This is a genomic window from Exiguobacterium sp. s133, from assembly GCF_018618595.1.
In the GTDB taxonomy this organism is placed as follows: domain Bacteria; phylum Bacillota; class Bacilli; order Exiguobacteriales; family Exiguobacteriaceae; genus Exiguobacterium_A; species Exiguobacterium_A oxidotolerans.
Genome location: NZ_JACSMK010000006.1, coordinates 67314 through 88746, shown reverse-complemented (window position 1 = coordinate 88746; position 21433 = coordinate 67314). Strand labels below are relative to the sequence as shown.

The window sequence follows — 21433 nt, the reverse complement described above, 5'->3', positions numbered from 1 at the left end:
TTTTTTATCGTGCAGTAGTTTTAGGTAATGTTAACGCGTTATCTTCAATGCGCTGAATCATTTGTGCGAGTTGATCTTGTTCTTCTTCAGTAAAGCCGGTTAACAGACTTTCCAAGAAGTCATCTTTTTGCTGGCGCAATTGTGTGATACGCGTGGCACCCTCTGCAGTTAATGAGACGAGGATGACACGGTTATCGCTCTCCGAACGGACACGTTGAATCATTCCGTTCGTTTCGAGATGTTTTAAATGTCGCGTCACGGCAGCGTTGTCGACATTGACGCGTTGCTGCAATTCTTTTTGACTAATTGTCTTTCCGACCTCGAGTTGGGCTAGTAAGTCCATCCGAGTCTGACTGAAGCCATCTGTACATAAATCAAATTTTTGCGCAATCGTCTTATTGACCGAGACGAGCGCATAAATGAGGCGTCCTTTTTCCGTACAAGAAATACTCAAATCATCACATCCTTCCCTTCGTCCCAAGAAACCTTTGACGTATCAAAGATTGATATGTAAACTAATATAACGTGTATTTTTTACAGGTGCAACTAATCTGCTTCATCCACAAAAAAAGATACCATTTCTTTCGAAACGATATCGAGTCAAGCGGCTCAGCTGATTTTTTGTTCGTTCGGTCGAACGACCCCAGCATCGATTGCGGCAATCATCCGGCGGAAATAGACTAACCAAAATTGAAGAAACGGTCCAATCAAAAAAATCGATAGAATCGTCCCGAAAAAGACGGGACCACCGAGTAACCAACCAAGACCACATGCCGTTATCTCCATGATTGTCCGCATCATCCGGATTGAGGTTCCGAAGCGTTCGGCTAACGTCAAGGTCAATCCGTCACGTGGACCGGCGCCGTATCCGACGGCGACGTATAGCCCTGCCCCCATGCCGATGATGAAAATACCGAAGATGAGCCATAAGGCGTTCAACCAGACAGTTGAGAACGACGGAAGCAAATGAGAACCAAGTACGAGGTTCATGAAGACACCGACGAAAATTGCATTGACGAGTGTCCCGACTTGCGGTCGAATCCGGTCGAGTAAGTATTTGACGAGGACGAGCAGCAGACCGACGAGAAGAATGACCGTCCCGACTGACAAAGGTGTTTTGTTTTGAAGACCGAGATGCAGGACATCCCAAGTCGAGACACCGAGGTTAGCGGTGATCATGATGGAGGAACCGACGGCGAGTAAAAAGAGACCGCTTAAAAATAAGAACCACTTCAACGTTGCGCGCAGCAACCAGGACGTATGGAAACGTTTGAACATCGTTGCGTGTCACCTCGATTCAATAAGATACGTATTCGTTAACTGTATCACGTTCGTGGACTAAAGCAGAAGCAACAAATTGTCGAATGTCCAACTTGAGAAGGAGGGAGGTACGGCGAACGTCTCGTATACTTAAAGAAAGAAGAGGAGGGACGTCGATGCGATTGATCCGCCATCTCATCCGTTTTACATATCTTGAAGCGCTCTGTTGTATCTTTCCAGTAGCCATCTTTGCTGCACTCGCCTTATCACGTTATTTGCCGAGTGAACCGATTGCCCGTTATGACATCCTGTTACTGTGGTGTCTGTTCGTCCAAGTCGCCTTACTCGTGACTCGTTATGAAACGAAAGAAGAGTTCAAGCTGATTCTTATTTTTCACGTCATCGGATTAGGACTTGAGCTGTTTAAAGTCCACGTCGGCTCGTGGAGTTATCCGGAAGACGCTGTTTCGAAAGTGTTTGGTGTTCCGCTCTACGCAGGTTTCATGTATGCCAGTGTCGCGAGTTACATCTGTCAGGCGTTTCGGCGACTTGATCTTCGGTTTACGTCCTTTCCACGTCCGACCCTCGCACTTGCTGTCGGGAGTTTGATTTACTTAAATTTTTTTACGCACCACTGGATGCTCGATTTACGGTGGTTCTTGATGGGACTCGTCATCGTCGTCTTCTTTAAATCGTGGGTCTACTTCCGACTAGAGGATACGGTTTACCGTCTCCCGCTTGTCTTATCATTTTTACTAATTGCCTGGTTCATTTGGCTGGCGGAAAACATCGTCACCTTTTTTAAGGGCTGGGTCTATCCGCATCAGCAAGAGGGGTGGGCACTTGTCGATTTTGGCAAATTATCGTCTTGGTTCTTACTCGTCATCATTACCGTCTTGATTGTCGTCGTCGAAAAATACCGAAGTGGCGACTCCGCAGTCGAAGTTAAATCGTAACCCATAACAAAAAAATACCAGGTTGTTTTTTTGCGCGGGTGAAGCATCATGACCTTGCTATAGTTGGAAAAAATAGCAAAGGGGTTTTTAACATGATGCATCACGTAATCGAACGAGCGAAGGAGTTAGTTACAAGCAAACTGAACATCGTCGAGACAGCAGACGACTGGGGTTTGTTACTTGAAGAAATCAACGGAATCGATGAATGGGTCCAGCTGTCGCAGTACTACGCGCCACGTCAAACAACGACGAAACTAGTAGAACGTCCGGAAACACCATCTAGCCTCCCGATCAAAATGATCCAGGAACGGAAGGAAGAAGTTGAACGGATTGTCGAACAACGGTATTCCTATACGTTCGAACGGCAATTAAAGGGCGGCTCGTTACGGGAATGGCCAAACAGTCATGTCTCAGAAACAGAAATCCGTGACTGGAACCTGGAGCATGGGATGGAAGTCCGTGTCCAAGTCCTACATCAAGATGAGCGCCGGACGTCGCTTGAAATCTTAGCCGTCGTCGCGACGGATCAAGTAAAACCACTTGCAGAACGAATCGTTTTTGAAAAGTGTATCGTCAAGAACCATGGCATCATCGAAGCAACGATTGACGGTCCACTGCAAGATGAGACGGGAAAACCGTTCTATTACACGACACCACTCGAAGACATGCGGTTCTTCCAACTGAAAGCAGGTCAACTCGTCGACCTCGTCATGTGGAAAGGTCATCCGGAGACATTGACGATTGTCTGGAAACACGCATTTCATTATGAAGTACCGACCATGACGGAATTACCGGCACGCGACGTATCGAGTGGTTCGCCCGAGTCCGCCACTGCGTCACCTGCAAACAAACAGGCGAAAACAGGACGCTACGACAAGATGATGCAACGGAAACCGAAGGCGAAGAAAGTCAAAAAAGAGCGGCGCCTCCGGGAAAAGAAAGTCCAGCAACTCGAACGTCTCGATACGACGACATTACCAGGTCAACCAATCGAATTCGTCGATAAAACGGCACTCGATTTTGCTTCCTACGACGGCATGCGTCTCGTCATCGTCGGTAATGAGCAACAGCGCGCCGTCTACCGCGACTTCTTTGCGGAGACGGGAGTCGAATTAATCCATCTTGGCGGTGACGCCCAAGCCGCGAAAAAAATCGCCTGTCTCGCGAAAAAGACGGACGCGATCGTCGTCGTCAAAAGTCGGGTTTCTCACGCAGCAGCGGCACATGTTCTCGTGCAAGCAAAAAAGCACGATATTCCGTTTGCGATTGAACGACTCGATGGACGACGCTCTTTGTATACGGCGTGCCAGCAACAACTTGAAAAAGCAATGGTCCAACGTTTACTAAAAGACGAGCGTTAAAAAGTGAAACCTCCTCAAAAATAAACCGTAAAGAAAGGTAGCACTTATTTTTGAGGAGGATCTTTCGATGTCAAAACAATTAAAATTAGCAGCGCGCGAGTCGTTGCAGGGACGATGGGGCTTCATGGCATTAATGATGTTGTTGTTCTTAATCATTCAAGGCGTTCCGAACGGATTTGCGTCCTCACCCGAAGAGGATTTCCAATTTATCGACTTGATTGGTATGCTCTTGACGGTGTTGACCTTACCGGTTGCAATGGGATGGTCATGGCTCACCCTATCTGTCGCCCGAGACGAGCAGACGAAAGTCGCCGATTTGTTTGAGCCGTACAAAATGTTCTTGAAAGCCATTGGAGTGTCAATCGTCCAAACCTTTTTCTTAGGGCTATGGTTCTTACTTTTCATCATTCCAGGAATCATTAAGTCATTCTCTTACATGTTGACGTATTACATCATTCGGGACGAACCATCGATTGGCATCCTTGATGCCATTACGCGTTCACGCCAAATGATGGATGGACATAAAAAAGAGGCGTTTTTCCTCGTCCTTTCGTTCATCGGTTGGTTCTTGCTCGGAATTGTTACGATCGGAATCGGTTTCCTCTGGATTGGCCCGTACTTCAGCGTCACAATCGCGAAGTTCTACGATCGCGTGCGTGGGGAAGAAGTTTCGACGACTGGTCACCGGACAGCCATGATGGATGCAAATCACAATGACTCACCGTTCGTATCACCAGAATGAATTGATTTTGAACAGCACCATACAAAGCAGGGATTGCCATCTTAAACCGATGTGCAATTCCTGTTTTTAGCTTCTAGACAAAGAAGTATCAAGAAACAGAGTGATTTTCCAAATGTTTTTTAATTCCGATAGGAAAAGAAGGTTTAAAGGTTGCTTTACTCTGCTAAAAGATGTACGCTAATTTCAATTATTCTTATCACGAGAAGTCGAGGGACTGGCCCGACGACACTTCAGCAACCCCGCATGAGCGGAAGGTGCTACTTCCAAGAGGAATTTATTCCTTTGAAGATAAGAGCTGACAGTAGACATTCGTCGCTCTTTTCTAAACGAAAAGAGCGATTTTTTATGCAAAAAGGGGGCACAGGGGATGGAATACGGATTTTGGTTACCAATCTTCGGGGGTTGGTTACGAAACGTCGAGGAGGAACAAATGCCAGCGACATTCGATTATGCGAAACAAGTCGCACAGACGGCAGAACGGATTGGCTTTTCTACGACATTGATTGCAGAATTGAACTTAAACGACATTAAAGGAATAGCCGAACCGAGTCTTGAGGCGTGGACGACGGCAGCGGCGATTGCGGCGACAACGGAACGGTTGGAAATCATGACAGCCGTCCGGCCCGGTTTTCATAATCCGGCGACGACAGCAAAAATGGCGGCGAACCTCGATCAGTTGAGTAACGGACGTTTTACGCTCAACGTCGTCTCGGCCTGGTGGGAGGAAGAAGCCCGTCAATACAATGGGATTTTTACAGCCCATGACGAACGATATGCCCGGACGGAAGAATTCGTGACGGTCATGAAAGGATTATGGGCGGACGCATCACCCTATAGTTTTGATGGGGCGTACTATCAGCTGGAACGGGCAGAGCTTCACCCGAAACCCGTTCAGCGTCCCGGAATCAAGCTCTACGCTGGTGGTGAGAGTGAGACGGGGAAACAGACGATCGTCAATCACTGTGATGCCTATGTCATGCATGGAGGAACGGTCGATGAAGTCGCGACGAAAATTACGGATATGAAAACCCGCCGCGCGGCGACCGGGAAGCAGCCGCTTGCGAGTTTCGGACTGGCGGCCTACATCATCTGTCGCGAGACGGAAGAAGCGGCGCTCGAAGAATGGCACCGGATTACGAACGTTAAAGAAGACGGTGCCGGATATGCCGGGTATGACGACTTCGTCAGTAAATCGCAACTCGAACAACAGGTCAAACGAAATGACTATTCGGTCTCAAACCGGGGACTGCGTCCGAACTTGATTGGGACGCCGGATCAAATCGCAGAACGGATTCTTGAATTTGAAGCAGTCGGCGTGACATTGCTCTTGCTTCAATTTTCTCCGCAACTCGAAGAAATGGAACGCTTTGCCCGCGAGGTCATGCCACGCGTCGAAGCGAAACGAAAGGTAGGTCAACTAAAATGACGAAAATTCATATCTTACACGAAAATCAGGAATGGACGGATCATTTAATCAAGCGACTCGAGGAACTCAACTTACCGTATGAACAGTGGCACCTCAACGAAGGGGTCGTCCCACTCGATGAAACACCACCGGAAGGCGTTTTTTACAGCCGGATGAGTGCCTCGTCCCATACGCGCGGGCACCGCTATGCACCAGAATTGACGGAAGGGGTCCTCGCTTGGCTCGAAGAACATGACCGGACCGTTTTCAACGGAACCCGTGCGTTACGACTCGAGGTCAGTAAGGTCAACCAATACACCGCCTTACGAAAAGCAGGTATCCGTGTTCCGAAAACGACGGCAGCCGTCGGACGTGATCAAATCGTCCAAGCCGCTCAAAACATCGGAGTATCGTCGTTCATCACGAAACACAATCGTGCCGGTAAAGGACTCGGCGTTCAATTGTTCCACTCGATTGAAGCACTCGAGACGTATCTTGACGGACCGACATTCGATGAGCCGGTCGACGGCATCACGTTGATTCAAGAGTACATTCAAGCACCTGAACCCTACATTACGCGTTGTGAATTCGTCGGTGGTAAGTTCGTCTATGCGGTCCGTGTCGATACGTCGGAAGGATTCGAGCTCTGCCCCGCGGATGCTTGTGTCATCGATGATTTGTTCTGCCCGGTCGGAGAAGAGGCGGCAGAGACACCGATGAAATTCCAAATTGTCGACGGGTTCGATGACCCGATCATCGCCCAGTATGAAGCGTTCCTGCAAGAAAATAAAATCGCGGTCGCCGGGATTGAGTTCATCAAGGATGCAGACGGGACGATTTACACGTACGACGTCAATACGAATACGAATTACAATTCGGACGCTGAAGCGGCAGCTGGGAAGTTCGGGATGCTGGAACTCGCAACATTCCTTGGTCATGCGTTAGAACGTCAAACCGTGAAGTGAACATCAAAAACCACTTGAAGTAAGAAAAATACCCTGATTGTGCCGGAGTCGAGCGTTAGAACGACGGACATCAGGGTATTTTTAAACTAAAAGGAGGTGGTGTCATGGTGACGTGGCGTGAAGAAAAAGTACTTGCGATTCCAATTGAACAGGCGTGGCATCTGTTTGATCACGATCGACTGCAACGACTCATTCCGGGTGTCGTCCAGCATGAGGTGATTGAACGTAAGCCGGGCGTCGTCGGATCGACGTACCGGCAAACCTACATGCAAGGGAATCGTCTTGAAACCTACATCGTGACCGATCTCGCTTATACGAATGAACCGGACTATAAACAAAATACGATTGGTTTTACGTTAGCGAAGATGTTTCGCCTTGAGATGTCGTTTGCGCTGAAGCGAATCGATGCGACGAGCTGCCGTTTGATTTACACGGGGAAAAATGAAGGCGTCAACTTCGTCGGTCGCAGTCTCTTATCGTTAGGCGGAGAACGTGAAAACGAGAAAATCGTCAAAGGATTTCTCGAGCGGCTCGAAAAAGAAGTGAAGCAAATCCAAGAATAAAAAGGTACGCTTACTCTCGATTACTGCGAGAATAGGCGTACCTTTTTAAGTAAGGAAGATGATACTTAACAAAAAAATATAAACGTATTTACAAAAAACTGCCCCCGATTAACGAGGACAGTAGACAAATCAATGTGCGTATAACGCAGTCAATTGTTGTTGGATTGAATCGTTGTTGAGGTACTCATCGTACGTCGTTTCTTTATCGACGATTCCGTTTGGTGTGAGTTCGATGATCCGGTTCGCAATTGTTTCGACGAACTGATGGTCATGCGAGCTGAAGAGCATCGCACCTTTGTAAGCAATCAAGCCATCGTTGAGTGCTGTGATTGATTCGAGGTCTAAGTGATTCGTCGGATCGTCAAGGACGAGGACGTTTGAACCACTGAGCATCGCTTTCGATAACATACAACGGACTTTTTCTCCCCCAGAGAGGACTGACGCTTTTTTCATGACTTCTTCTCCGGAGAAGAGCATCCGACCGAGGAAACCACGGAGGAATGTGTCACTTTCATCAGCTGGTGAGTATTGGCGCAACCAATCGAGAATCGTTTTGTCAGACCCTTCGAAGAACTCCGAGTTGTCTTTTGGCAAATACGATTGTGACGTCGTAACACCCCATTTGAATGTCCCGCTGTCTGCTTCCATTTCACCCATTAAAATTTTAAACAGTGTTGTGATGGCGATATCGCTTTGGCTGATGAATGCCACTTTGTCTGTTTTATTTAATGAGAAACGGACGTTGTCGAGGACTTTGACGCCATCGATTGTCTTCGAGAGACCTTCAACCGTCAACAAATCGTTTCCGATTTCACGTTCCGGTGAGAAACCGACGAACGGATAGCGGCGTGATGACGGACGGATGTCGTCAAGTGTGATTTTATCGAGCAACTTCTTCCGTGACGTCGCTTGTTTCGCTTTTGAAGCATTCGAGCTGAAACGCGCGATGAAGGCTTGAAGTTCTTTAATTTTTTCTTCTTTTTTCTTGTTTTGGTCGCCAGCCATCCGTGAAGCGAGTTGGCTTGACTCATACCAGAAATCATAGTTCCCGATATAGAGTTGAATTTTCCCGTAGTCGAGATCGGCCATGTGCGTACAGACGTTGTTGAGGAAGTGACGGTCGTGGGAAATAACGATGACCGTGTTCTCAAACCCGATCAGGAATTCTTCGAGCCATTTGACAGCTTTCAAATCAAGACCATTGGTCGGCTCATCGAGTAACAGAATATCCGGCTTACCGAACAACGCTTGCGCGAGCAAGACTTTAACTTTTTCTCCACCTGTTAATTCAGCCATTGTTTTTGTGTGAAGGCTTTCTTTGATTCCGAGACCTTGAAGGAGCATCGCAGCTTCAGACTCAGCTTCCCAACCATTCATTTCTGCGAATTCTCCTTCGAGTTCAGCGGCACGCATGCCGTCTTCATCCGAGAAGTTTTCTTTCATATAAATTGCATCTTTTTCTTTCATAACTTCATACAGACGTTTGTGTCCCATCATGACGGTTTCGATGACTTGGAACTCTTCATATTCATAGTGGTTCTGACGGAGTACGCCAAGACGCTCACCCGGTGTGATGATGACATCGCCTTGTTGTGCTTCGATGTCTCCTGCAAGAATTTTGAGGAAAGTCGATTTACCGGCGCCGTTCGCACCAATCAGACCGTAACAGTTACCTGGTGTGAACTTGATGTTGACGTCTTCGAATAATTTGCGGTCCGCAAAGCGGAGGCCGACGTTTTGTACTGTAATCATATAGAGATGAACCCTCGTTTCTAGTGTGTGATGTGCTGTTACGAGTGTACCACAAAATGATACGGCTCGTTTCAAGGACAAAGTTCTTTACATGTTAAGACAGATTCTAAAAATAAGCAACCATGGTCATGAAACATTTTCTGAAATCAACCGTATAAGTTAAAGAGGCAGGATGAAGGAGGGATGAGAAATCATGGCAACATTGTTTACCTTACTGTTTTTCGCACTCATCGCCTTGTTAGGAATCGAACTGTATAAATATATCCAAGACAAAATTGACAAAGGGGACTCATAATGAGAGAAATCAAACCAAAGAAAAGAATTAACCCAGCGATGATCATCGCCGGTGTCATCGTCGTTGCACTCCTTGCCATGACACCGTTCATCGTCGAACAGATTGAACCGGGGCAAGTCGGTGTCGTCTACAAACCGTCAAGCGGTGTCCAGGACGAAACACTTTCGCAAGGGTGGCACGTCGTTTCACCGATCACACGTGTGACGGAGTATCCGATTCGGACACAAACGAAGTCGCTCGACAATATGACACTCGCGACAAAAGACGGGAAGAACATTGTTGTCGACTTTACGTACAGTTTTGCAGTCTCTCCCGATCAAGTCACGAAAGTATTCAATAAGTTCGGACCGATCGATATCGATGAAATCGCAGATGGCTATTTGAAACAACGTTTATATGATGCGTCACGAGAGCAAATTTCGAAAGTAACGGTACTCGAATTGTTCGGTGAAGAGTCAGGAAATGTTTCAACGAGCATCCAAACGCAATTTGCAGAAGACGTTAAAAAAATCGGTTTCATCATTGAGGACGTTGCACTCGGTGCTCCGAAACCAGATGAAAAAACACAAGAAGCCATCGATTCTCGTGTTAAAGCCTCACAAGAGCTAGATAAGAAGAAAACGGATCTCGCGATTGCCAAAGCTGAAGCAGAACGACTTCGTGTCGAGGCACAAGGGGAAGCAGATGCGCGTTTGATTGAAGCGCAAGGTTTGGCGAAAGCACAGAAGGAACTTCAAAAAACGTTGACTGCCGAAATGATTCAATATGAAGCTGTCAAGAAGTGGGACGGAAAGTCACCACTTGTGAGTGGATCGGGCAGCATGGTGCAGTTGCCGCTTCCGGATCAGGAAACAGAGAAGGAATAAGTAATGGAATACACCTTCCGATGGGAAGGTGTATTTTTTTGAAGATTTTAAACAGTAAATTATAATTTTGATAAAGTGATACGAGAGAATAAATGAGTTATATCAAGCATATAAACATATTTCAGGAAAAAAATAAGAAAGATACATCTTTTAAATTGTAAAATAATTGGTTTATTTTAGTGTTTATAAGGTAATTGTTGAAGTAAGTCGTGAATGAGTTAATCGTAATCGGTCGTTAGGAGGGGGAGGTAGTGGTTGATAAAAAAATCTCCAATCCAATCTATCCCAACAATATTAGTGCTTATTATTTTCTTGTCAGGCACACACGCTTTAGCGAATGCAACTTCGATTACGATTAAAGGTAATCCGACGTTAAAAGAATGTGTAAGCATTCTCGAAGCACAACCGCCACCTGACCAAAATGCAATCGATGTAGTCGATTATTGTGAAAACACCTTGAATGAAGCAGAAAATGAATCCAACGAAGAAGCAAAAAAGGAAGAAGACGATAGGGCAAAAGGTGAGGATCAAGCGGTCGTGCCACCAGAAAACGACGAACTTGATCACGCAGAGCCTGCGTCACCGGAAGCATCTTCAACACCCGAGAGTGAAATACCCCTGACACCAGAACCTCAAGCACCAGAAGAGGAAGAGTCCCCAACACCCGAGACTGAGATACCCCCGACACCAGAACCTCAAGCACCAGAAGAGGAAGAGTCCCCAACACCCGAGACTGACATACCCCTGACACTAGATCCTCAAGTACCTGAAGAGAAAGAATCACTAGAATCCGAGGATGAATCATCAACTGCATCAAAGTCACAAAATCCTGCATTAGAGGATAAGGAAATACCTGTCGACGAAGGAGCGGAAAAAGCAGAACAAAGAGGAGCACTCGATGTCGCGTTGGTAGGATCGGTCAACCTGACCGCCGCCTATGAAGCAGCGCAAAGGAAAATTACGTTGACTGCGGATATGCAATCCGTTTTGAGTTTAGGATTAGGAAGCAAATACGTGATTTTTCAACTCCCACAGGAAGTGATGCAATCGATTCAGGCAGGGACAATCAGTTTGAGTTATTCCTATACAGGATTGCTGGGCGCGAAGGTTGCAAATGTACCGGCCAGTTCGATTCAACAAAACGGTAATCAAATTTATGCAGAAGTCGGTTCTTTGCTTGCACTCTCACTTTTATCAAAAGATATCTTTACGTTAAGTTTCAAAGTCAATCCACTTCCGGTCGGAACAAATTCAGTGTATACATTTGAAAGTTCATTGACGAGTAGTGTAGTCGATTTGGATGTTTTAAATAGTGGTTTTGGAATGGCGACTTTAACAATCGGTCCCGTATTTAACCTTAAAGTACCTGAAGTTCTCGATTTTGGAACACAGGAAATCAAAGGGAGAGAAGGTGTAATCAATCGAAAAACAGCGATGACGATTGAAATCTCGCATCAAAATGCTTTGAATTATGATTGGAAACTTCGCGCTAGGTTGACGGCACCACTCTCGAGCGAGGGAGGTGATGTACTAGATGACGTGCTGCTCTTTAAAGTCGGTGCGACAAATCAAACGTTACAAACCATTGATAGCGAAATTGCATCCGGGAAAATGGGAGCGACATCAACAATTTTGACGTATGGACCAAGTGAAGGAATCATTCTCGATTTGACAGGGAAACGACCACGAGCTACTACGTATCAGACGCAAATTCAATGGACATTAGTTAATGCACCATGAGAAGGGGAGATTTGAATGAAAAAACAGTCAACCGTTACTTCATTGTTTGCTAGTGCACTACTACTAGGTGGACCGTCCCTCGTATTTGCAGAAACGTCGTCAGGAAGTTCAACCGCGACCATCACTTTTGAGACGAATAAAGCACCTGACATTCTGGATCCAGCCAATCCCGATGATTCGTACACACCTGACCCAGGTAAGGGTGAAAACACACCGACCGGTAATACAGGACCGTTGACATTAGATTATGCACCGAATTTTAACTTTGGGACACATGAAATTCTTGGAAGTGATGCTATTTTTGAATCGACTGACGAAAAACCCTTTTTACAAGTGACAGACCGGCGTGTCGTGTTGTCTGAATGGACGGTTACTGCCAAGCTGAATACGTTCACGAGTGGAGGGGAAAACACGTTGCCTGGAGCATCATTATCGATAGCGGAAGGCATCGTGAATACACCTACCTATAACGTCGGGGCGACGGCACCCGTGACAAGCGCGATTGAATTGCTTGCGGGTGGTGAAGCAGTAGATATTTTAACGTCGACAGCTGGATCGCCTTACTCTTGGTTACTATCTTGGTTGGGTACTGATGTATCACCTGAGACGGACGGATCACTTTGGTCGAATGACAACATTACATTGAATGTTCCATTAAATCAACAAATCAAAGGAACCCACGTCGCGACAATCGACTGGGTATTAACGGATTCGATTCCTTGATTAAGGAGGGGATGAGTTGATTAAACGTGGTATACAGTATCTTGTTGGATTCAGTGGAGTCATCTATCTACTCATGACCGGAGTAGTCGTCAGTGCCGAGAGTAACGTCAATTTTTCGGTTGAAGCGATACCGAATGAATTTCAAGTGGATTCTGGTGTCACGTATTTCGATTTAAGGATACCTCCGGAACAACGAACTGATATGAAAATTCGGATTTATAATCACGGATCAGACGATCAGTCCTATCTTGTCTCGCTCCGAAATGCGACGACGAACGGGAACGGGTTGATTGTATATGAAGAGAAAGGACCATTGACGCTCGCGGAAGTGTCCCTATCCGAGTTAGCTCGCGTGTCGGAAAAGCCAATTACAATTAAAGCAGGAGAGTCGAAAATCGTTTCGTTGAAGCTGACTTTGCCGAAACGAGCGATTGAAGGGGTCCTGCTCGCAGGTATTGAAATCAAGAAACAGGACAAACCAGAAGAGGCATCCGCAGAAGTCGGTGTTCAAAGTCGTCAAGCGTACGTCATTGGTGTAAAGGTTCGATCATCAATCCGGGAGATTGAACCGGATTTGCTGTTCGAGGGAGTAAAAGCAACTTCCTATCTGTCTCGTCCGAGCGTCCTCGTCACCCTCGCGAACCAAGCATCTGCCATCAGTGAAAAATTTCAGGTGGAAGCTGTCGTCAAAAAAGGTGGAAAGGTCATCGTTCGTAAAGAAATGACGGCTCAATTCGCTCCGACGACATACATGACGTTCCCACTTACATCAATGGGAATTTTGAAGCCGGGAACATATCAACTCGATGTTAAAGTAATCGGGAAAGAAAAAAACTGGACGTGGCAGGATGATTTTACAATTAGTGAAAAACAAGTGGAACAGATGAAAAAAACGGTTCCTGACGTCGAACAACATCCGAATTCGTTCCTTGGAGACACATCGAAAATGTTGATGATTGTTTCGCTTTCCATCATCGTTCTTTTACTCGGTTACATTTATCACTTGAAACGAAAAGCATCTTCCGAATAATAAGCAAGCGGCCCTGCTGATTCAGCAGGGCCGCACGTGTGAAGGTACTTATTTTTTTTCGGCGAACCCGTTTGCGATGGCGACGATGACTTCTGTCGCCTTCACCATGTTGTCGACAGAAATGAATTCGAATTTCCCGTGATAATTTTCGCCACCTGTGAAGATGTTCGGTGTCGGTAATCCCATGTAGGACAGCTGCGAACCGTCCGTTCCGCCACGGATCGGCTTGATGATTGGTGTGATACCACGCGACTCCATTGCAGCATGCGCGATGTCAATGATGTGCATGTGCGGTTCGATTTTCTCCCGCATGTTGTAGTATTGATCATTTAATTCCATTTCGACACTACCGGCGCCGTACTTTTTGTTCCATTCCTCGACGAGCGCCGTTAAGAAGTGTTTTCGTGCCTCGAAGTTATGGCGATCGAAGTCACGGACGATGTAGTGGACGATCGTCTTTTCGACGGATCCATCAAAGGAAATTAAATGATAGAAACCCTCGAACCCTTCCGTGAACTCGGGCGCTTCATCACCCGGTAAGCGGTTTTGGAAGGCCATCGCGTGTTTTTGTGAATTGACCATCTTATCTTTTGCTGTACCTGGATGGACGTTCGTTCCATGGAACGTGATTTTAGCACCTGCCGCGTTGAAACTCTCATATTCGAGTTCACCGAGTGGTCCACCGTCGACGGTATAAGCAAACTGGGCATCAAATGCTTCGACATCAAAATGATGCGGTCCGCGACCGATTTCTTCGTCAGGCGTGAAGGCGACACGTATCCGTCCGTGTTTCACTTCCGGATGGGCAATCAAGTAAGCCATCGCCGTCATGATTTCAGCGATGCCGGCTTTATTGTCGGCGCCGAGTAATGTCGTCCCGTCCGTTGTCATCAAGGTATGCCCGACGTAGTTCGTCAAGGATGGGAAATCTTTTGGTGATAAAACGACTGGAATTGTGTCATTTAAGACAAGTGGTTCTCCATCATAAGTATCGACGAGCTGCGGATTGACGTTCGTTCCTGTAAAATCCGTCGCCGTATCGAGATGGGCGAGAAAACCGATCGTCGGAATGTCGGCGTCTGTATTCGCAGAGAGTGTCGCCATGACGTAACCATTGGCGTCGACCGTGACATCCGTCATGCCGATTTCTTTTAATTCTTCAACGAGAAGACGAGCGAGTGTCCACTGTCCTTCCGTCGTCGGGACGGTCGTGCTTTCATAGCTGGATTGTGTGTCGATTTTTGCATATGTAGTCAATCGACGAATCAAATCTTGTTTCAATGAAAAAACGTCCTTTCTGAGTTGAGTTACGTTCATCATATCATGAAGCGATAATATTCGAGTATTCTGAACCATGCTAAAATGGGAAAGAAAAAAGGGGGAGTACAGATGAAAGCATTTGTTGTCGATCAGTATGGGACAGACGCTACGTTAACAGAAAAAGACGTCACACTCGCTGAAACGGGGCATTACGATTTACGCGTTCGTGTTACGGGGACGAGCTTAAATCCACTTGATACGAAGATGTTTTTCGGTCATGTGGCAGCAACTCCGACAACTGGAATTCTCCAGGGCGATGTAACGGGGGAAATCATCGAAATTGGATCGAGTGTGACGACTTTTTCTGTCGGCGATCACGTCATCGCCTTCGGAGGCGGATTAGGCGAACGATCCGGTGCACTCGGGGAAGAGATGCTTATCCCGGAAAGCATGGCCGTCTTAAAACCAGCAGCACTGCGTTCGGAAATTGCCGGATGCCTGCCCGTGATTGGTTTAACGGCGATGGAGGCTTTAAAAGAACGGGCTATGGTTCAACACGGGATGCGACTGTATGTCGTCGGTGGAACAGGTGGGGTTGGTCATCTCGTCGTTCAGCTTGCAAAACATTATGGATGCGACGTGACGGCGAGTGCCGCGAACGATGAAAAAGCGAACTGGCTAGAAGGACATGGGATACAAGTCCATCGGTATCGCGACGAAACGAGTGAAGCGCTACTCGAACGTGTTGCGCCTGACGGTTTCGACGTCGTCATCGATACGGTGGGCGGTGATCATTTACAAGAGTCGTTCGTCTTAGCGAAGGAACGCGGGAAAATCATCTCAATCGCGACACGGACGACACAAGATTTGACGCAAATGCATAGTAAGGCATTGACGCTTGAAGCCTTATTCGTCGCATTGCCGTTGTTAAAAGGAAAAGCAGATGAGATGCGCCGCCAACAAGAACACCTTACGGAAGTCGCCGGTTTAGTCGCAGACGGAACGATTGAACTTCGAATCGATTCGCGTGTCCCGCGCCAAGTGGAAGCGTTAAACGAAGCGTATAAAACCTTCGACCAACACTCGCATTTCGGAAAGGTCAGCGTATATGATGTTTAATCAGAATGTCGACTAACCTAAAAGATTCGGCGTTTGGTTTATTTTTCCTTTTAATACAAAAAATAATTCTGCTAATCGATAGAAGATTAGCAGAATTATTTGTTTTGAGCTTATTTACGGCGGACAAGAACGGCTTTACGTTCCGCTTCTTTCATCGAAGGATGCTCCGGAAAGTCTTCAAGCGAGGAACTTTCCCAAACGATTTCGTACGTTTGACGAAGTTTCTTGAAAGCTTGTTCGACCATTTTCATGAAGCGCTGTTGATCAAATAGCTGACAATCCGTCGTAATCAACAACAGTCCACCGCGATGCGTCATGTGAATCGTTTGTTGGATTAAAGCGGGTAAATCGACTTCGGCACGGAAGTGGCGTGCTTGTGTTTTGACGAGTGCCGGTGGATGGACGATGACAAAATCAAAACGTGTTTTCTTATCAGCTTGATCGATATAATCAAACGCATCTTGGACGAGGATCGTTTGCGCCGCTGGATCAAGCTGATGCAGTTCAAGTTGTTCAATCGTCTTGTTCCGGCTCCGGGTCGAGAAATCGACGCTCGTCGTCTCAAGCGCTCCACCAAGCAGCGCAGCGGCTGTCAACGTCCCTGTATCGGAAAACAGGTTCAAGACATTTTGTCCTGTCGCATGTTGTTTGACGGTGGCACGAAGGTCGCGTTGGTTAATGTCGAGACCCGTCCGCATGCCGGCGTCCAGGTGATAGAGAAGCGGAAGACTGTTCTCCTCGAGGACTTCCGGGAAATCTCCCCGTTCACCGGCTAAGAAATCATCGCCTTTGACGGGCTGACCATCGACTTGGAAGGCACGTTTTTCGTAGATGCTCTTAAAGTGGATTAACGACTCAAGGGCAGAGACGATTTCCTGCTTAAATGAATAGATGCCTTCATTTTCGAACGTGATCAAGTAGTGGTGATCAAAACAATCGATTGTCAAACCACCGATGCCGTCACCTGAACCATTGAAGACACGGAACGTATCGATGAGTTCGTTCTCAAAAAAAGCATCGCGCCGGTCGAGAGCAACCTCGATTTTTTCTTTAAAGAAGACGTCATCGATTTCTTGAATCTCGTCCGTCGAGAGCAACCAGCCGAGTCCTTTTTCTTGCTTGCCAAAATAGCCGGTCGCAAGGTATTCTTTATCTTCTGTAGTAAGTCGAAGTAGCGCACCGGCTTCTTTGAGGTGGTTACTTTTTTGGAACAGTTCTTTATAAAGTAAAGGCTGACCATTTTTGATTTGTTCGATAGCCGTCGCTTTGACGACGACAGGATAGATTTCGCGTGGCACGTGAATTCCTCATTTCTAATTGTGGATAAGTAGTCAAATTATAGCATAGGAAAAGTTGTCCACATGTGGATAATTCAAATCGATAGATATTTAACATGTCCTTCGTCGGTTTCTGTGGATAAGTTAAGATGATCCAGGTGGAGATAATTTAAGTGAACGTTCTTAAGTGAACGTTCTTCAACGAACCATCTCTTTCCACTCGCTTTCCATGGGCGAGCAACAAGCCGCGAAGCGGTCCAATGCTTGTCCCGATTCGGGTCTTGTTCAGCTCTGACGAAAACATGACCGGTCATGTTTTCTTTTCCCATAGGAGTCGAGTGGAAACGAAGGTTCTGCTTCGAAAAAAGACCGCCTTCGTAATTACGAAGATGATCTTCTTTTAACTCAAGTATAAAATCAATCATCTTCTATACTTATATTGAATGCTGTAGACAAGATTTAAAGAAAGGGTGGACGTTATTTTGAAAAAAACAATCCAAGTTGTCGGTGCTGTAATATTTAATTCAAGCAATGAAGTACTCTGTGCCTTACGAAGTGAAGCGATGTCGTTACCGAACTTGTGGGAGTTTCCTGGCGGGAAAATCGAACAAGGAGAACGACCAGAACAGTCGCTCTCCCGTGAAATCAACGAAGAATTAAATTGTACGATTCAAGTGAAAGAACATATTGAAACAACACTTTATGAATACGAAAAAATCATTGTTGAGCTGTCGACATATTATGCGGAAATTGTTGCAGGTACACCTAAAGCGTTAGAACATGCGGAACTTAGATGGTTACGCGTTCAAGATTTACAACAGTTAGAGTGGGCGCCGGCAGATATTCCGGCTGTTGAAAAAATTATGAAAGTTTTTTCCACGAAATAAATTCTTCCGCCGTCAAAGGCTCTTTTAAGATCCACTCTACGTTGATTGGTTTAGAACCATGACTACTTTTATGAATCAACTCACCAAAATACGTAAAGGGTAATGAACGGCCTTGTTCTTTTTCTGCTTTACGAATAAATAGGTGAACTTTAATGCCACGCTCCTGATGGTGACGATAGAGTTCTCCTGCTTTTCCATGTGCAGTCGCAATGCTTTGAGATTGCCAATGGAAATGATTTTTATCAATGAAGTAATCTTGGTAATTCAGTTGATCTTCAATTGATTCGTTTTTGTGTAGGTTAACGAACAGTACATAATCTTCCCCTGCTTGCGCGACACCTTCCCGCCATGAACCTTCTTGATGTGGTGACTCAAGTAAACGCTGTATGACAGAGCGGCTATACGTCATTCGTGAAATCAATGATTGATCACTTGCTAACCAGACTTCACCTCCCGATAGTTGTTCAAAAGCATGCAGTCCAGCCTGAATCAATTCATTTAAGTATGAAGCTAAGTGTTCATTGGATGATAACGCTTCTGTCATTTGCGTTGAAAGCTGGAATCGTCCATCGTCTAATACAACAAGTAACGGTAGACGGTCATTTTTAAGTGGTGTCGACCATCGTTTGAATAAATGCTGAATAAGAGACGAACGATGGGACAATGCAGAAGTTGGAATCGCAAAGCGGTTTGCAGCTGCCTGAATGATATCATCGACTGAAATCGTTTCTTGGTGTAACAGTAGCTCGACCATCAATAAACTAAAGGGTTCACGAATCGGGAACCAACTTTCGATATGTTCAATGACTTTTCGTGCATCCGGATTGAGCAAAAGTGAGATTTCTTCGTCCGTTGCAACTTTCTCAAGTTGTTTTAAGCGCAGTACACTTTTCCATTGTTGGATAATCGCTTCAATGGCCGGAGCATCACGGTGTGTCACTAAGTCATTGAGTGATGGTGTATCACCAATCATTGTCGTAAGGCGCTGGTAACTTTCACGTAGCTGTTTACTTGTAGAAAACTCAATTTTCTTCATTTGCTCGATAATAAAGTTTTCGGTTACACGATCAAGAATCGCAAGTGATCCTTCTGGTAGGATCGGGAAGTGATTTTGGACAGCGTTTGCTACATGATAACGATCAATGGAATGGAACGATTGTTGTCCGGATAAAACGAGTGGGGCTACAAAAGCACGTTGACTGTTCCCGATAAAGTCTAAAATCGTTACATATTCTTTCGAATCATGCTTCCGTAATCCACGCCCAAGCTGTTGAATGAAAATTGTTGGTGATTCCGTCGGACGTAAGAAAAGCATCAAGTTAATTTTAGGAATATCGACCCCTTCATTAAATAAATCGACTGTGAAGATGAAAGATAATGGATCATGTTCGTCTTCTAACCGCTGAATGGCTTGTTCTCGCTCTACTTCACTTTGATTACTTGTGATCGCCAATGCTTCGATGTGGTGCTTATTAAATTCAGAAGCCATAAATTCAGCATGATTGATATTGACACAAAATCCAAGACCGACTTGGGTAGAACCACTATTGCCGAACTTATTGATCATCTCGAGGATATATTCCGTTCGGGAAGACCGTTCAAGTGCTTGAACTAAATCTTTCTCAATATAAAGTCCATTTTTTTGGGGAATCATTTCATAGTCGATCTCTTCATCATCTTGAATCCCGAAGTAATGGAATGGAGTTAATAAATCTTGAGCCAGTGCATCATAGAGACGAATTTCATACGCGATGTTATGATCGACTAATTTAAAGATATTTAGTCCGTCCATTCGTTCTGGAGTTGCTGTGATACCGAGTAAAAACTTCGGTGTAAAGTGATTCAGAACCTTTTGATACGATTCTGATGCTGCATGATGAAACTCATCGATAATAATATAGTCGAATGTTGAAGGGGGAAATTGTGCTAAATGAATTTCTTTGGAAAAAGTTTGAACGGTAGCAAAGGTAAATTGCTTATCCATTTCTTTTTGATCTGCTTGGTAGCGACCGAAAGTAGACCCTGAATCGGTAAAGATCTTTTTAAATGTTTGTTCTGCCTGGGTCAGTAACTTCCCGCGATGTGCAATAAAGAGTACACGTTTAGCTTCAAATTGTTTTACATCAAAAGCAGCTAAATATGTTTTACCTGTTCCTGTCGCAGCGATCACCATGGCTTTAGTTTGTTTTTTTAAGCGCAACCGGTGAAGCTGTTCTAAGGCCGGGAGCTGCATCTCATTAGGGTGGATCGTGTCATAGTCCACGGAGTCTTCAGCAACACGGTCGTTTACAACAAACTGTTTAATCTTTGGCGTTTCCAGATGATGTTGCTCATATTGTTCTAAAATTTCTGTTGTACAAGTAATTGCTTCATCGCTCGTCCATAAATTAGTAAACAACGTTTGCGCTTGAGAGACGAGAGAAGTAAGCGGAGAATGAGGAATTCGGACATTCCATTCAAGGCCATTTGTAAGTGCTGATTTTGATAAATTAGAGGAACCAATAATGGCACTATGTAAATCAGTTTCTCGTGTAAATAAATAGGCCTTCGGATGGAATGCTTGATTCTTTTTGATCGGTTCGTAAATTTTGATCTCAATATTACGGAATTGCATCAGTGTACGAAGTGCTTTCGCTTCAGTGATGTTCATATAAAACGAAGTGAGAACACGAATTGGTTTGTTTAATCGTTCCGCTTCTTGAAATGCTGGGACTAACGCTTGAATACCAGAATGTCGAGTGAAACTCACCATCCAGTCCGCTGATTGAGCAGTAGTCAACTCATCAATCAAATGGTGTAATAACTTTTCTTGATTTTCCTGACCGGGTGCGATTAAATCCCAAGCTCTTAATGATTTTTCATATTGAAGTGGGAGCGGTGTTGAAGACGCTGTTAACTGTCGTTGTAATGGAACCGTCAAGCTTGGTTCATTTAATGCGGATAGCCAACGGTTTGTAGTTTCGATCATTTCTTCAGTCAACTGATTTTGTTGAAGATCGACAATCGATTTATAAAAAAGCTCATTTAAATGAGTTAAGAGCTCTGTTGTATAATCTGCTGTTTGAATAGGTGAGCTTTTTGTAGAAGAATCTGTTGTAGAGTGTTGATTCTGTAATTGTTCCTGAAACGAAGACATCTTGACTACCTCCAATAAATTCCAAACTAAATTCAGTATACGAAGTAATTGGAAATCGTGCAGCAACAATCTAATTCCAAATGAAAATTACTCGGC

The 21433-nt window shown here is 45.4% G+C and carries 19 protein-coding genes and 1 riboswitch; of the genes, 12 read left to right on the top strand and 7 right to left on the bottom strand.

Annotated elements, in window-relative coordinates:
• Positions 1 to 4: 4 nt before the first annotated feature.
• Together KNP96_RS09900 and KNP96_RS09895 are read right to left on the bottom strand one after the other, a co-directional pair.
• Positions 5 to 454: a MarR family winged helix-turn-helix transcriptional regulator gene (locus KNP96_RS09900; protein WP_239456778.1), complete on the bottom strand. Its 450-nt coding sequence runs from the start codon at positions 452 to 454 to the stop codon at positions 5 to 7.
• Between the two features lie 155 nt (positions 455 to 609).
• A complete protein-coding gene (locus tag KNP96_RS09895; protein ID WP_214770241.1) occupies positions 610 to 1278 on the bottom strand; it encodes a YczE/YyaS/YitT family protein in 669 nt (222 codons plus the stop codon).
• 158 nt (positions 1279 to 1436) lie between these two features.
• Here KNP96_RS09895 and KNP96_RS09890 point away from each other — a divergent pair, with 158 nt between their 5' ends.
• The 6 genes from KNP96_RS09890 to KNP96_RS09865 all read left to right on the top strand — a co-directional run bounded on the left by KNP96_RS09890 (position 1437) and on the right by KNP96_RS09865 (position 7252).
• A complete protein-coding gene (locus KNP96_RS09890; protein WP_088838235.1) occupies positions 1437 to 2216 on the top strand; it encodes a DUF817 domain-containing protein in 780 nt (259 codons plus the stop codon).
• Between the two features lie 92 nt (positions 2217 to 2308).
• Entirely contained in the window at positions 2309 to 3577 is a 1269-nt protein-coding gene (locus tag KNP96_RS09885) for a DUF2325 domain-containing protein (protein WP_214770238.1), read from the top strand.
• A 67-nt stretch (positions 3578 to 3644) separates the two neighbouring features.
• Positions 3645 to 4319, top strand: coding sequence for a DUF975 family protein (locus tag KNP96_RS09880; protein ID WP_214770235.1), 675 nt, complete (start codon positions 3645 to 3647; stop codon positions 4317 to 4319).
• 190 nt (positions 4320 to 4509) lie between these two features.
• Positions 4510 to 4614: riboswitch (SAM riboswitch) on the top strand.
• A gap of 72 nt (positions 4615 to 4686) precedes the next feature.
• A complete protein-coding gene (locus KNP96_RS09875) occupies positions 4687 to 5745 on the top strand; it encodes an LLM class flavin-dependent oxidoreductase (RefSeq protein ID WP_214770232.1) in 1059 nt (352 codons plus the stop codon).
• Complete coding sequence (locus KNP96_RS09870; protein WP_088838231.1) at positions 5742 to 6689, top strand: ATP-grasp domain-containing protein; 948 nt, start codon at positions 5742 to 5744, stop codon at positions 6687 to 6689. The genes KNP96_RS09875 and KNP96_RS09870 overlap by 4 nt, the downstream gene beginning before the upstream one ends.
• Positions 6690 to 6793: 104 nt before the next feature.
• A complete protein-coding gene (locus KNP96_RS09865; RefSeq protein WP_088838230.1) occupies positions 6794 to 7252 on the top strand; it encodes an SRPBCC family protein in 459 nt (152 codons plus the stop codon).
• A 129-nt stretch (positions 7253 to 7381) separates the two neighbouring features.
• Here the strand turns inward: KNP96_RS09865 and KNP96_RS09860 are convergent, their stop codons facing one another.
• Positions 7382 to 9004: an ABC-F family ATP-binding cassette domain-containing protein gene (locus KNP96_RS09860; RefSeq protein ID WP_088838229.1), complete on the bottom strand. Its 1623-nt coding sequence runs from the start codon at positions 9002 to 9004 to the stop codon at positions 7382 to 7384.
• Positions 9005 to 9298: 294 nt separating this feature from the next.
• Here KNP96_RS09860 and KNP96_RS09855 point away from each other — a divergent pair, with 294 nt between their 5' ends.
• From KNP96_RS09855 to KNP96_RS09840, 4 genes are all read left to right on the top strand, one after another.
• Positions 9299 to 10165 carry a prohibitin family protein gene (locus KNP96_RS09855; protein ID WP_088838228.1) on the top strand — a complete coding sequence of 289 codons (867 nt, stop codon included), beginning with the start codon at positions 9299 to 9301 and terminating at the stop codon, positions 10163 to 10165.
• Positions 10166 to 10420: 255 nt separating this feature from the next.
• Positions 10421 to 11905, top strand: coding sequence for a hypothetical protein (locus tag KNP96_RS09850; RefSeq protein ID WP_214770229.1), 1485 nt, complete (start codon positions 10421 to 10423; stop codon positions 11903 to 11905).
• Between the two features lie 15 nt (positions 11906 to 11920).
• Positions 11921 to 12628 carry a WxL domain-containing protein gene (locus tag KNP96_RS09845; protein WP_088838226.1) on the top strand — a complete coding sequence of 236 codons (708 nt, stop codon included), beginning with the start codon at positions 11921 to 11923 and terminating at the stop codon, positions 12626 to 12628.
• A gap of 16 nt (positions 12629 to 12644) precedes the next feature.
• Positions 12645 to 13658, top strand: coding sequence for a WxLIP family cell surface protein (locus KNP96_RS09840; RefSeq protein ID WP_214770226.1), 1014 nt, complete (start codon positions 12645 to 12647; stop codon positions 13656 to 13658).
• 48 nt (positions 13659 to 13706) lie between these two features.
• Here the strand turns inward: KNP96_RS09840 and pepT are convergent, their stop codons facing one another.
• Entirely contained in the window at positions 13707 to 14939 is a 1233-nt protein-coding gene (gene pepT, locus KNP96_RS09835; RefSeq protein WP_214770224.1) for a peptidase T, read from the bottom strand.
• Positions 14940 to 15047: 108 nt separating this feature from the next.
• On the opposite strand from pepT, the gene KNP96_RS09830 reads away from it, so the two are divergent.
• Positions 15048 to 16037 (top strand): zinc-binding dehydrogenase, encoded by a 990-nt coding sequence (locus KNP96_RS09830; RefSeq protein ID WP_214770222.1) that lies wholly within the window; start codon positions 15048 to 15050, stop codon positions 16035 to 16037.
• 110 nt (positions 16038 to 16147) lie between these two features.
• Here KNP96_RS09830 and KNP96_RS09825 read toward each other — a convergent pair whose 3' ends face one another.
• Together KNP96_RS09825 and KNP96_RS09820 are read right to left on the bottom strand one after the other, a co-directional pair.
• The gene (locus KNP96_RS09825) at positions 16148 to 17335 is read right to left on the bottom strand and encodes a class I SAM-dependent rRNA methyltransferase (RefSeq protein ID WP_214770221.1); all 1188 of its coding nucleotides are present in this window, start codon (positions 17333 to 17335) and stop codon (positions 16148 to 16150) included.
• A gap of 74 nt (positions 17336 to 17409) precedes the next feature.
• A complete protein-coding gene (locus KNP96_RS09820; RefSeq protein ID WP_214770219.1) occupies positions 17410 to 17739 on the bottom strand; it encodes a hypothetical protein in 330 nt (109 codons plus the stop codon).
• A gap of 57 nt (positions 17740 to 17796) precedes the next feature.
• Between KNP96_RS09820 and KNP96_RS09815 the strand changes: the two genes are divergently transcribed.
• Entirely contained in the window at positions 17797 to 18201 is a 405-nt protein-coding gene (locus KNP96_RS09815) for a (deoxy)nucleoside triphosphate pyrophosphohydrolase (protein WP_088838220.1), read from the top strand.
• Here KNP96_RS09815 and KNP96_RS09810 read toward each other — a convergent pair.
• Positions 18176 to 21337, bottom strand: coding sequence for a DUF3427 domain-containing protein (locus KNP96_RS09810; protein WP_214770217.1), 3162 nt, complete (start codon positions 21335 to 21337; stop codon positions 18176 to 18178). The genes KNP96_RS09815 and KNP96_RS09810 overlap by 26 nt on opposite strands.
• Positions 21338 to 21433 lie beyond the last annotated feature (96 nt).